Raw genomic sequence first — 12,227 nt, 5'->3', positions numbered from 1 at the left:
TGTTGGGAGGGGGGGGTCGGGCGTCGGGGTCAGAGGGGGAGGGGGAAGGGGGGGGGGAGGGCGGCTCGCGCGACGGCCCCCCCCCCCCACTGCCGGGTTTCAGTGCTGGTGGCCGCCGGCCTCCCCGGTGTGTTCGGCGGTGGGTGCGGGGGCGGCCGGGGCCGCGGCGCCGTTCGTGGTGACGGTGAACGCCGCCGTGCGGACGGTGTCCTGGTGCTTGAAGTCCAGGAAGAGCCGGTAGCTGCCGGTGCTCGGGGCGGTGGTGGTGAAGCCGATCTCCGGGCCCGGGGCGCTGGTGTCCGGGTGGACGTGGAGGTACGCCAGGTCGCCGGCGCGCAGCGCGACGAGGTGGCCGTACGCGCCGAGGTAGGGCTGGAGGTCGGTGACCGGCTTGCCGTCCTTGCTGACGCTCAGGGTGAGCGGGCCGCTGCGGCCGGGGGTGAGGTCGCCGCCCAGGGTGACGGTGTAGCCGTCGACGGTGACGGTGCGGCCGGTCTCCGGCAGCGGGGCGGGCCGCAGGTCGCCCGCGGCGTGCAGGTCGGCGCCGAGGGTGAGTCCCTCACTCGCCCCGGCCGGGGTGAAGTCCGCGAAGACCCGGTACTCGCCGGCGGCGGGGACGGCGGTCGGGGCGCTCCAGGTGCCGTCGGCGGCCAGGGTCGGGTGCAGGTGCTGGAAGGTCGACAGGTCGCGCGGGGCGACGATCAGGTGCAGGTCCTTCTCGTGCTGCTGCTGGTAGGCGGTGACCGGCTTGCCGTCCGTGCCGAGGATGCGGAAGCGCAGGTCGGTGGGGGAGCCGGCGGTCACGAAGGGGTTCTCGACGCTGAGGGTGTAGCCGCGCTCGGAGACCTGGAGCCCGCCGGGCAGGTGTTCGGCGGCCGCGCCGCCTCCCGTGCCGCTTCCTGGGTGCCCGGTGTGTGAGGCGGGCTTGGCCGCGGGGCCGCTGCCGGTGGCGTGGCCGACGCCGAGGGCGAGGCCGAAGGCGGCGGCGAGTCCGGCGGCGAAGGCGGTGATGCGCAGCGGGGTGTTCATGGCGGTCTCCTGGGATGTTCGAAGGGGAGGGGGTCAGGCCCGCATGAGCCGGGCGATGGCCTGCGAGGCCTCGGCGACCTTGGCGTCCGCCTCGGCGCCGCCGGCCGCGATGGCGTCGTGGACGCAGTGGGCGAGGTGGCTGTCGAGCAGTTGCAGTGCGACGGACTGGAGGGCCTTGGTGGCGGCCGAGACCTGGGTCAGCGTGTCGATGCAGTAGGTGTCGGTGTCGACCATGCGCTGGAGGCCGCGGATCTGGCCCTCGACGCGGCGCAGTCGGCGCAGGAGCTGGTCCTTGTCGGCGTGGTAGCCGGCCATGCGGGGCCTCCTCGGGGTTCCGGTGAGCGGCCTGTGGGGGGCGGGTGCGCCCTGCGGCTCGATGCCCACGAGTGAATACCCCATGGGGGTATCAAGTCAAGCGGATCGCCGTCCCTGAAAAATACCGGCAGGGGGTATCCGGCAGGGCTTGCCGTTAATACCCCTCAGGGGTATAAATGAACCCGGCACCGCCCGATACCCCGCCAAGGTATGAAGGCCCGGCCACCGAAACCGCAGGACGACGTCACGAGGAGCGACGATGACTACGCAGGCACCCGCCTCAGCGGAGGTGGAACTCTCGATCGGCGGAATGACGTGCGCCTCGTGCGCGGCCCGCATCGAGAAGAAGCTCAACCGGATGGACGGGGTCACGGCCAGCGTCAACTACGCGACCGAGAAGGCGAAGGTCTCCTTCGAGGACGGCGTCGAGGTCACCGACCTGATCGCCACCGTCGAGGCCACCGGCTACACCGCCGCGCTGCCCAAGCCCCCGGCCGGGGAAGGGGGCGCGGGCGCCGTGCAGGCCGAGCCGGCCGACGAACTGGCCCCGCTGCGCCAGCGGTTGTTCACCGCGGTGGCCCTCGCCGTGCCGGTGATCGCGATGGCGATGGTGCCGGCCCTCCAGTTCGACAACTGGCAGTGGCTGTCGCTGACCCTGGCCGCCCCGGTCGTCACCTACGCCGCCTGGCCGTTCCACCGGGCCGCGTTCACCAACGCCCGGCACGGCGCCGCGACCATGGACACCCTGGTCTCGCTCGGCACCACCGCCGCGTTCCTCTGGTCGCTGTGGGCGCTGTTCCTCGGCGACGCCGGGATGCCGGGCATGCGGCACGGCTTCGAGTTCACCATCGCCCGCAGCGACGGCTCGTCCAACATCTACCTGGAGGCGGCGGCCGGCGTCACCGCGTTCATCCTGGCCGGCCGCTACTTCGAGGCCCGCTCCAAGCGCACCGCGGGGGCCGCTCTCAAGGCGCTGCTGGAACTGGGCGCCAAGGACGTGACGGTGCTGCGTGGCGGGGGAGAGGTGCGCATCCCGATCGCGGACCTCGCGGTGGGCGACCGCTTCGTGGTCAGGCCCGGCGAGAAGATCGCCACCGACGGAGTGGTGGTCGAGGGCGCCTCGGCGGTGGACGCCTCGATGCTGACCGGCGAGTCCGTCCCGGTCGAGGTCGGGATCGGTGACGGCGTCACCGGCGCCACCGTCAACGCGGGCGGCCGGCTGGTGGTCGAGGCGACCAGGGTCGGCGCGGACACCCAACTGTCCAGGATGGCCCGGCTGGTGGAGGACGCGCAGAACGGCAAGGCCGCCGCGCAACGCCTCGCGGACCGGATCTCCGCGGTCTTCGTGCCGATCGTGATCACCCTCGCGGTGGCCACCCTCGGCTACTGGCTGGGCACCGGCGAGGGCTGGACCGCCGCCTTCACGGCCGCGGTGGCCGTGCTGATCATCGCCTGCCCCTGCGCCCTGGGCCTGGCCACCCCGACCGCCCTGCTGGTCGGCACCGGCCGCGGCGCCCAGCTCGGCATCCTGATCAAGGGCCCCGAGGTGCTGGAGTCCACCCGCAAGGTCGACACCATCGTCCTGGACAAGACCGGCACCGTCACCACCGGCCAGATGACCCTGCTCGCCGTCCACACCGCCGGCACCGCCACCGAGGCCGAGGTGCTGCGCCTGGCCGGAGCCCTGGAGCACGCCTCCGAGCACCCGATCGCCCGGGCGATCGCCACCGCCGCCGCGAAGGCCGGCGAACTGCCCGCCGTCGAGGGCTTCGAGAACGTCCCCGGCCTGGGCGTCCAGGGCGTGGTGGACGGCCACGCCGTGGTCGCCGGCCGGGAGGCCCTGCTGAACGAGTGGTCGCAGCACCTGCCCGAGGCGCTGGCCGAGGCCAAGCGCACCGCCGAGGCGGCCGGCCGCACCGCGATCGCGGTCGGCTGGGACGGCGAGGCGCGGGCCGTGCTGGAGGTCGCCGACGCGGTCAAGCCGACCAGCGCCGAAGCGATCGGCAAGCTGCGCGCCCTGGGTCTCACCCCGGTGCTGCTGACCGGCGACAACAAGCTGGTCGCCGAGGCCGTCGCGGCCGAGGTCGGCATCGCGCCGGAGCACGTGATCGCCGAGGTCATGCCGCAGGACAAGGTCGAGACCGTCAAGCGGCTCCAGGCCGAGGGCAAGGTCGTGGCGATGGTCGGCGACGGTGTCAACGACGCGGCCGCCCTCGCCCAGGCCGACCTGGGTCTGGCGATGGGCACCGGCACCGACGCCGCGATCGAGGCCGGCGACCTCACCCTGGTCCGCGGCGACCTGCTGGCCGCGGCGGACGCCATCCGGCTCTCCCGCCGCACCCTCGGCACCATCAAGAGCAACCTCTTCTGGGCCTTCGGTTACAACGTCGCCGCCCTGCCGCTGGCCGCGGCCGGGCTGCTCAACCCGATGATCGCCGGGGCCGCGATGGCCTTCTCCTCGGTCTTCGTGGTCGGCAACAGCCTCCGGCTGCGCCGCTTCCGCTGAACACCGCCCCACCACAGGGCCGAGGCCCCGGGACCCCGCCGTCAGGGTTCCGGGGCCTCGGCGTGTCCCGGCTCCGCAGGGCGGAGAGGCCCACGCGATCACCCACCGCCGTCTGCCCCCTGGCCGACCTGCGCGGATCGGCGGGGAGCCGGGGAGTTAGAGTCCGACCCATGGACGAAGACACCGCACTCCGGCACCGGATCGCCGGCCTCCTGCCGGACGACGCCGCCCAGCGCGTCAGGGACTGCTGGGCGATCGGGGAGCAGGAGAGCGGGCTCGGTCTGTTGGTCGAGGGCCTGCTGGCCCGCCAGATCCCGATCGGCGGCGCGGACCGCGCGCAGATCTCCGTGCTCGCCGAGGAGTGGGGAGAGCGCGAGCGGCTCACCCCCGGCCTCCTGCGCTGCCCGGGCGACGGCGCGCCCGCCCCGGTACGGCTGCTGGACGGCGAGCGCGACGAGGCCGAGGTGGTGACGGGCTGGAGCGAGCCGGAGCCGGCCGGCCTGGTGCTGGTGCCGTGGATCGGCTGCACCCGCTGCGGCCGGACCCTGCTGCGCGCCCACCGCTGGGAGCCCTGGGACGACTACTCGTACCGCGCCGAGCACTACGTGATCAGCACCCCGGACGGCGACCGGGCGCAGCGGATCCTCCCGCAGGACGCCGCCGGGGCGGCCTTCGCCGAACTGCTCCACGGCTGCCAGGGCCATGGGCCGGCCCAGGGCTGACCCCGGACCGACCCCGGACCGGCCCCGCGCTAAGCCCCTTCCGGCAGCTCCACCGCCTGCCAGCGGTACGCCGCGTCCTCCTGCCACACCTGCAACTCGCCCTCCACCACGGCCGCCAGGCAGAGCCGCCAGTCGTCGCCCATGGCGAGCGCGACCCTGGTGGCCGGGCGCAGCGTGGGCCGCCACCAGCGCGGCCGGCGGGAGGCGCCGCCGGCCGGAAGCCGCAGGCGTACGCCGCCCGCTCCGGCCAGGGCGACGGTCGGGCCGCCGCGGTGGCCCACCATGGCGATGCCGAGCGAGGGCTCCCCGTCGCCGATCTCGGTGCCCGCCCCGGCCGCGCCCGCCCCGGCTGTGCCCGCCAGTGCCGCGCCCGCCCCGGCGCCGCCGAGGGCGTGCAGCTGGACCGAGCCGTCCGGCCGCAGCGTGGCCGCCCGCGGACCGGCGGAGGTACGGGCCAGCGCCCCGGCCCGCAGCGGTCCCGCCGGGCCCACCGGCAGGGGCGGTTCGGCGGTGCCGGGCCGCCAGCTCAGCGCCCGCTCGCGGTGCTCGACCAGCAGCAGCCAGGAGCCGGGCCGCTCCTCCTCGGCGGCGAGCACCCGGTCGGCCGGGCAGCCGGGGTGCTCCTGGCCGGTGAGGGTGCGGCCGGGCTCCCAGCGGTAGCTGCGCAGAGCCCCGCCGACCGCCGTCCAGGCCGTCAGCCCGCCACCCGAACCGACCCCGCCCGCAAGGCCGTTGACCCCGCGCGCGGCCTCCCACCAACCCGCCGCCGTGCCGACCCACAGGGTGCCGCCGCGGTCCTCGGCGCAGACCACCAGCTCGCCCTGGCCACCTGCCCAGCCCGCCGCCAACTCCCGTACGGGGCCCGGCCCCTGGCCGCCGGGAAGCCGCCGGCCCCGCCGCCCGGGGCCGGCCAGCGCGGTGCCGTCCGCGCCGCCGGTGACCAGCAGCGGCCGCCCGGCCGGGTCCGGCAGCACGGCCAGGCCCGCGGTGCGGGCCACCGGCCGGTGGGCGCGCAGCAGTTCACGGCCCCGGGCGACCCACGGGCCGAGCGGGGAGGGCCGGCGGTCCGGCTCGCGGGCCAGTGGCTCGCAGGCCCAGCGCGCCAGCTGCTCGCCGTAGCCCGCCGCCAGCAGTTCGGCACGGGCCTGCTCGGCGGCCAGCCGGTGGTCGAGGCGGCCGTGGTCGGGCAGCAGCAGGGTGCGGGCGAGGGTGCCGACCGCGAACAGGTCCTTGGCGGTGGTCGGGAAGCCGCCCACCTGCTCGGCCTCCGGTGGGACGTGCCCGGGAGTGAACACCGCGACGGTCAGGGCGTGGTCGAGCGGGGCGAGGAAGGTCAGGTCGATCAGCTTGACCTGCCCCTGCTCGTCCACCAGGACGTTGGCGGGGGAGATGTCGCGGTGCACCCAGCGCTTGCGGTGCAGCTCGTCGACGATCCGGCAGAGCCGGCTCAGCACCTCGGCCACCGCCGGGGGGCCGCCGCGCTGGCCGCGCGCCCAGGTGTGCAGCGGCACGCCCTCCACCCAGGGCGAGATCTGGTAGCCGAGCAGCGCGCCGCCGGGCGCGCCCCCGGGGCGGTGCGGGGAGGGGCCGAGCAGGAAGCTGGGCACCACCAGGTCGGTGACGTCCAGCCGGTGCGCGTTGTGCGAGACGTCGTCCCAGCGGCCCAGCCAGCGCCGCACCTCGGCCGGGTCGCGCTCCAGCATGATCTTCGCGGCGACCAGCTCCTTGCGCCCGTTGTGCCCGGTACGGACCGCCCGCCACACCTCGGCCTCACCGCCCCGGTGGTGGAATTCCAGGAGTTCGAACTGCTCCGGGTCGAACTCCGGCCCGAACCGGAGGCCGGGCACCCAACGCGACTGCGACACACGACCCCCGAGGCTTCCGACCGCTGTTGACGTGCTTGCCGACGCGCTGCCGGCACGCCGCTGGAGATGCTGCCGAACGTGCCGTCGTGATGCCCAGGATAGTGCTCTTTCCTGTTCGTCCGTCCGATCGAGGGCCTATTCTGATGGCGCCCGAGCAACATCACGACACGACGTCAACTCATGATCGCCCGAACCTCGTTGACCACGAAGCGGGCGGCAAGCGAACACAGGGGGACGGCGCATGGCGCTGATAGCGGTGCTGCTGGTCGTGGCGGCACTGGCGGGTGCGGCCGTCGTCGTCCTGGCCCGCCGACGGACCCTGGACGCCGCCGCGGCGGCCAGGGCACTGGCCGCGGCCGCCGAACGGCTGGCCGCGGGAAAGGCCGCCCAGGCCCGCCGCCGCTACGCCCGGCTGGCCCGCCGGCTCGCCGACGGGACCGGGGAACTGCGCGTCCAGCGCGGCCTCGCCCTGCTCGGCCAGGCCGAGGCCACCATCCCCACCGGCGACCAGCAGGCCACCCTCGCCCTGCACCGCGAAGCCTTCCCGCTGCTCGCCGACCCGGCCGGACAGATACCCCGGTGGAGCCTGCGCCGCCTCGCCGATGAGCGGATGCGGGCCCCCGACGGCGACCTCGGCCCGGTGCTCGCCTTCCTCCGGGCCACCGCCGCGGGCGCCGAGCCCGGCGAGGAGGCCGAGGCCGTCGCCCGTACCGTCGACTGGCTGCAACAGCGCTGCCGGGACGGCGACACCGGGCAGCGCGACCACGCCACCGCCCAGGCGCTCGCCGCCCTTCCGGGACCGGACTGGCCGGTGCTCGCCCGGGCCGCCCTGCTGAACGCCACCGACCGGGCCGCCGAGGCCGAGGCCCTGCTCGCCGCCGCGGCCCCCTCCGGCAGCGGCGAACTCTGGTTCCGCTGGGGCGCCCAGCTCTACACCCTGCACCGTGACGAACCCGCCGTCACCGCCTTCGACGAGGCCCTGCGCCGCGGGGCCGGCGCCCCCTCCCCGTGGGGGCGCGGCCAGGCCCTGCGCACCGACACCCTGCTCTTCCGCGGCCTGGCCCGCCAGCGCCTCGGCGCCACCGGGGAGGCCTGGGGCGACCTCGCGGCCGCCGCCGACGAGAGCCCGGCCGACCCCCGCCCCCGCTACGCCCTCGGTCGGCTGGCCCTGCTGCTCGGCGCCGACGAACAGGCCGGGGAGCAGTTCACCGCCGCCCTGACCGTCCTACCCTCCTTCGCCCCGGCCCGGTTCGGGCTCGCCCTGGTGCACGAACGGGCCCAGCGCCCCGCCGAGGCGGCCGCCGACTACCGGGCCGGCCTCGGCCGGGCCCCCGAGTGGCGCCCCGCCCGGGTCAGGCTCGGCGCCGCCCTGCTCGCCGCCGGGCAGGCCGAGGAGGCCGAGCCCGTCCTGCGCGCCGAAGCCGACACCGAACCGGGCAGTCGCTGGACCACGATCGCCGCCTTCCACCACGGCCTCGCCCTCGCCCGCACCGACGACCCGGCCGGCGCCCTCGCCCGCTGGGAACCGCTGGACGACCAGGACCTGCACCCCCGCCAGGGCCTCGCCCGCGACCGGCTCGCCCGCACCCGACTGGCCACCGACCCGACGGCCGCCCGCGCACTCTGGCAGCAGGCCGCCGCCGAAGACCCGGCCGCCCCCGGCTACCGCGCCGCGCTGCGCGAGGCCGCCCTGCGCGAGGCCGCCCACCTGCTGGTCACCGGCCGCGACCACGCCGAACCACGCCGCCTGGCCGCCGCCGCGCTCACCCTCGCCGACACCCTGCCCGGCGCCCTCACCCGTAGGCAGTCCAGGTTGCGCGCCGCCCTCGCCCTGGCCGAGGGCACCCCGCAGCCGGTCACCGGCCTGCTCGACGCGGGCGGCGGCCTGCGCGACCGCTACCACCTGGCCGCCGTCGCCCTGCTGGCGGGCCGTCCGGCGCAGACGATCGCCCTGCTCGGCCCGCCCGACCCGGCCGGCGACCCGGCGATCGCCCGGCTGCGCGCCCTGCTCGCCGAACGGGCCGGCAACTGGGCCGCCGCACTGGACTGGTACCGGCACTTCCTGTGCTCCGGCACCGCCCCCGCACGGGAGCCGATCGGCGACTGCGCACGCTGTGAGCGCCCCGCCACCGGCAGCTGCGGCGGCTGCGGCCGCGAGGCCTGCGCCGACCACCTGCACGCCCCCGCGGGCGCCGCCTCGCCGCGCTGCGAGCGCTGTGCCGCCCCCGCCCTGCGCGCCGTCCTCGACTGCGCCCGCCGGGCCGGCACTCCCGAGCAGGCCGAACCCGTGCTCGCCGACTGGGCCGAGGCGCTCGGTGAGGCCGCCGCCGAGCCCGTCCGGCTCGACCTCGCCCTGCTGCGCGCCGAACTCGGCCGCCTGGACGAGGCGTTGGACGGTCTGCCCGCGGACGCCCGGGCGGCCCGGGCCGCCGTGCTGGTCCGCCGGGCCGGCGCCGCCCTCGCCGCCGGACAGCCCGGCCGGGCCGCCGTGGACCTGCGACAGTCCCTCGACCTCGCCCCCGGCACCGCCCACCAGGCGGCGGGCGGTGCGCTGGCCCTGCTCGCCGAGCACGAGGCGCACCAGGCCGCCGTCGACGGCCGCCACCGGGAGGCCTGGGAGGCCTACCGCGACCTGCTGTGCGAGGACCCGGCCCACCCCCGGCTGCTGCACGCGCTCGGCCTGGCCGGCTACCGGCTCGCGGCCGGCTCCGGCGGTTCCGGCCGCTCCGACGACGCCACCGGATCCGATGCCCCGACAGTGTCCGAGGAGAGCATCTGGTCCTGGACGCTCGGCTGCCTGGTCGCCGCCCTGCACCAGCCCGACCTGTGGGCCGAGTCCGCCCGGATCACCGGCCGCACCCCGGAACCGCAACGGCTGGCCGCCGCCAGGACCGGACTGCTCGACCGCCTCCGCGACGACCTGCGCGTCCTGGACCGGGCCGCCGGGCGCAGCGGCGACGAGGTCGACGCCTGGACCCTGCGCCTCGGCATGGAGGCGCACAGCGCGGACGCCTTCGCCCAGGAGCCCGTCCGGATCACCCTGCCGGGCCGCCCGGCCCGCCGGCTCGCGCTCGGCCCCACGCTCGACCGGCTGCTGCGCACCGAGCCCGGACCGGCCGGCTGGGCCGAGGCCTTCGAGCAGGCCGTACGGGCCTGGCGGCGCCCCGCCGACCCGGACGGCCCCGAGGCGCCCGCGCTCACCCTCGCCCTCGGCCTGTTCGGCGACCTCGGCCCGCAGCGCTACCTGCGGTTCCAGGGGCGGCAGGCCGCCGCCGTCACCGCCCTGGACGCGGTGCCCGAGCAGCGGCGTGGCGAGGAGTGGCAGGAGCTGATCGGCGAGTCCCTGGTCAGCCAGGCCCGCGAGCACCACCGCAACCAGGACTGGCGCGAGGCCCTGGACAGCCTCACCCGCGCCCGCTCCGTCCCCGGCGCCAGGCTGCCCGCCGACACCGTCGCGATAGCCGCCGAATCCGGCGTCCGGGCCGCCCGCGCCCTGCTGAAGAGCAGCATGGACGACCAGGCCGGCGCCGCGGAACTCCTGGAGAAGGCCCTGGCGCTGGCCCCCGACGACCCCGAGGTGCGCGGCGACCTCGGCGCCACCTACGCGCAGTGGGCACGCAAGATCAACAACGAGGACAAGGACTACCGCCGGGCCCTCGCCCTGCTGGAGAAGAGCACGGAGCTGGCCCCGGACGACCCGACCGCCCGGCACTTCCTGGAGGCCGCCCTCGGCAACCGGGCCGGCGAACTCAGCAGCCCCGACGCCACCGACGCGGAGCTGGAGGAGGCCGCCGAGGCCTGGCGGTCGCTGATCGCACTCAACCCCGACCCGGACCACCGGATCGGCCTCGCCTTCGTGCTGCGCCACCTCGCCCGCTCCGCCGCCTTCGCCGACGACCGGGTGCGCGCCGTCGAGCGGATGGCCGAGGCCCTGGACGCCGACCCGGAGTGGGAGGGCGAGGTCGAGCACGAGGCCCCCCGGCGGGTCTCGGTGATGCTCGCCAACTACGTGGTGGACGCCATGCAGGAGGAGACGTTCACCGCCCAGTGCGCGATGCTCAAGAAGGCCAGGTCCTACGACGACTCGGTGGAGATCCGCCGGCTGATGGTCAGCGTCTGGCGCGGCGAGGCGATCAGCCAGTACGAGGCCCGCCGCTACCCGATGGCGATCGACCTGCTGGAGGAGGCGCTCCACCTGTCACGGATGCCGGAGGACACCGGAAAGCTGCATCGCGAACTCGGCATCGTCTACGGCTCGTACGCCGTCCAGCAGGCCAACGCCCGCAAGCTGCCCCAGGCCCGCGAGCTGGCTCGCAAGGCCGTCAACCACAGCCCGCGCGACGCGGACCTGCGAGCCATGCAGAGCCGGATCAACTCGCTCTACTGACGGCAACCGCACGGCAGTTGGAGGCGTCGTAGACCGTACGCCGCGACCACGCCGCAGCCCTCCCCGTCACCCGAGCCGTCCCAGCCCCGTGAGCCGTCCCCGTCGCCCGAACCGTCCCCGTCACCGTGAGGAGAGAGACCGCCCGCCATGCCACTGCACGAACCGTCGCCGTACGAGGTCCTGGGCATCCCGCTCACGGCCGGGGTACGCGAGATCAACCTCGCCGTCGGACCGGCGATGCGGGCCGGCCGGTACAGCCGCCAGCAGATCCAGGAGGCCGCCGCGCTGCTGCGCAACCCGGACCGGCGTCTGGAGGCGGACCTCCAGCAGCCGCTGCCGCCGGAGCCGGTCGACCAGGCCGCCGAGTTGCTCGCCCCCGCGCTCGCCGAACCACTGCTGGTCATCGAGCGCCCGCCGCTGCCGCCCGCCGATCTGTCCGCCCTCCACCGCGCCGAACTGGCCGCCGACTTCGCCGAACCCGCTCCGGGCGGCGCCGACCCCGAACCGCCCGTCCCCGCCCGCTACGCGGCGGACCTGTCCGTGCTGCCGCAGATCGAGGTTCCGGAATGACCGACGCACCCACCTCCGCCGCGCCCGCCTCAGAGGCAGCCACCTCGGAGGTAGCCACCGCATCCCCGCTCGACGGCCACCGGCGGCTGGAGGTCCCACCCGGCGTCGAGGACGTCGACCTGGAGCAGACCTTCGGCCGGCTGCTCTTCCGGGCGTCCCTGCTGGAGAGCAAGCTGACGGAGCAGAAGCAGAGCGCCCGGGCCGAGCAGCGCGAACTGCTGGGCATCCTGGTCGAGGTGGACGACGCGCTCGGCGCCCTCGGCCTGGACCGCGAGCTGGTGGCGCTCGGACGCGGCGTCGGCATCGAGGCCACCCGGCGGCGGCTGCTCGGACAGCTCGCCAGGGCCAGGGTGCGGCCGATGCGCCTGGAGGGCATGACGGCGGACCCCGGCCTGACCGAGATCGTGGGCACCGAGGCCAGGGCCGGGGTGGCGCCGGAGACGGTGGTACGGACGGTGGTGACCGGGTTCTTCTGGGGAGACGAGGTGCTGCGCCGGGCCCAAGTGGTGGTCGCCGCACCGGAGTCGCATCCTGAGCCTGAGCCTGAGCCTGAGCCGGAGACAGGGCCGGAGCCTGAGCCGGAGGCGGGGCAGGCGGCGGTCGCGGCCGAGGCGGACTCGCCGCTCCCGGAGCCCGCGGTGACCGCGGTGCCGGTCGAGCCCCAGGCCGTCGAACCCGAGACGTCCGAGGCGCCCGAGGCCGTCGAGCCCACCACCGTCGCCGCGCCGGTCACCCGCGTCCAGCCCAGGACGACCCCGCCCCGGGCCCGCCGCCAGGGCAAGACCGTGGCCAAGCAGGCCAGGCAGGCCAAGCAGGCCAAGCGCAAGAAGTAG

General features: G+C 76.1%; 8 protein-coding genes. 5 read left to right on the top strand and 3 right to left on the bottom strand.

The window, feature by feature from the left end:
• Positions 1 to 99 precede the first annotated feature (99 nt).
• The gene (locus tag ACZ7C5_RS07475; protein WP_401092391.1) at positions 100 to 1,029 is read right to left on the bottom strand and encodes a hypothetical protein; all 930 of its coding nucleotides are present in this window, start codon (positions 1,027 to 1,029) and stop codon (positions 100 to 102) included.
• Positions 1,030 to 1,062: 33 nt separating this feature from the next.
• Entirely contained in the window at positions 1,063 to 1,428 is a 366-nt protein-coding gene (locus tag ACZ7C5_RS07470) for a metal-sensitive transcriptional regulator (protein ID WP_470322210.1), read from the bottom strand.
• A 175-nt stretch (positions 1,429 to 1,603) separates the two neighbouring features.
• Here ACZ7C5_RS07470 and ACZ7C5_RS07465 point away from each other — a divergent pair, with 175 nt between their 5' ends.
• Together ACZ7C5_RS07465 and ACZ7C5_RS07460 are read left to right on the top strand one after the other, a co-directional pair.
• A complete protein-coding gene (locus tag ACZ7C5_RS07465) occupies positions 1,604 to 3,850 on the top strand; it encodes a heavy metal translocating P-type ATPase (protein ID WP_470322209.1) in 2,247 nt (748 codons plus the stop codon).
• Positions 3,851 to 4,020: 170 nt separating this feature from the next.
• Complete coding sequence (locus ACZ7C5_RS07460) at positions 4,021 to 4,572, top strand: hypothetical protein (protein ID WP_470322208.1); 552 nt, start codon at positions 4,021 to 4,023, stop codon at positions 4,570 to 4,572.
• A gap of 29 nt (positions 4,573 to 4,601) precedes the next feature.
• Here the strand turns inward: ACZ7C5_RS07460 and ACZ7C5_RS07455 are convergent, their stop codons facing one another.
• Positions 4,602 to 6,437: a protein kinase domain-containing protein gene (locus ACZ7C5_RS07455; protein ID WP_401092395.1), complete on the bottom strand. Its 1,836-nt coding sequence runs from the start codon at positions 6,435 to 6,437 to the stop codon at positions 4,602 to 4,604.
• Positions 6,438 to 6,678: 241 nt separating this feature from the next.
• Between ACZ7C5_RS07455 and ACZ7C5_RS07450 the strand changes: the two genes are divergently transcribed.
• The 3 genes from ACZ7C5_RS07450 (at position 6,679) to ACZ7C5_RS07440 (ending at position 12,227) form a co-directional block, all read left to right on the top strand.
• Positions 6,679 to 10,824 (top strand): hypothetical protein, encoded by a 4,146-nt coding sequence (locus tag ACZ7C5_RS07450; protein ID WP_470322207.1) that lies wholly within the window; start codon positions 6,679 to 6,681, stop codon positions 10,822 to 10,824.
• A gap of 147 nt (positions 10,825 to 10,971) precedes the next feature.
• On the top strand, positions 10,972 to 11,394 hold the full coding sequence (locus tag ACZ7C5_RS07445) for a hypothetical protein (RefSeq protein ID WP_401092397.1): 423 nt from the start codon (positions 10,972 to 10,974) through the stop codon (positions 11,392 to 11,394).
• Complete coding sequence (locus ACZ7C5_RS07440) at positions 11,391 to 12,227, top strand: nucleotide exchange factor GrpE (RefSeq protein WP_401092398.1); 837 nt, start codon at positions 11,391 to 11,393, stop codon at positions 12,225 to 12,227. The genes ACZ7C5_RS07445 and ACZ7C5_RS07440 overlap by 4 nt, the downstream gene beginning before the upstream one ends.

The organism is Kitasatospora sp. NPDC036993 (genome assembly GCF_055607525.1).
The sequence above is the reverse complement of the archived record's forward strand: the minus strand, read 5'-3'. Positions and strand labels throughout refer to the sequence as shown.

Excerpts from the sequence above, each read along its gene's own strand:
- ACZ7C5_RS07475 (WP_401092391.1), bottom strand. The coding sequence starts at position 1,029 with ATGAACACCCCGCTGCGCATCACCGCCTTCGCCGCCGGACTCGCCGCC.
- ACZ7C5_RS07470 (WP_470322210.1), bottom strand. The coding sequence starts at position 1,428 with ATGGGGTATTCACTCGTGGGCATCGAGCCGCAGGGCGCACCCGCCCCC.
- ACZ7C5_RS07465 (WP_470322209.1), top strand. The coding sequence starts at position 1,604 with ATGACTACGCAGGCACCCGCCTCAGCGGAGGTGGAACTCTCGATCGGC.
- ACZ7C5_RS07460 (WP_470322208.1), top strand. The coding sequence starts at position 4,021 with ATGGACGAAGACACCGCACTCCGGCACCGGATCGCCGGCCTCCTGCCG.
- ACZ7C5_RS07450 (WP_470322207.1), top strand. The coding sequence starts at position 6,679 with ATGGCGCTGATAGCGGTGCTGCTGGTCGTGGCGGCACTGGCGGGTGCG.
- ACZ7C5_RS07445 (WP_401092397.1), top strand. The coding sequence starts at position 10,972 with ATGCCACTGCACGAACCGTCGCCGTACGAGGTCCTGGGCATCCCGCTC.
- ACZ7C5_RS07440 (WP_401092398.1), top strand. The coding sequence starts at position 11,391 with ATGACCGACGCACCCACCTCCGCCGCGCCCGCCTCAGAGGCAGCCACC.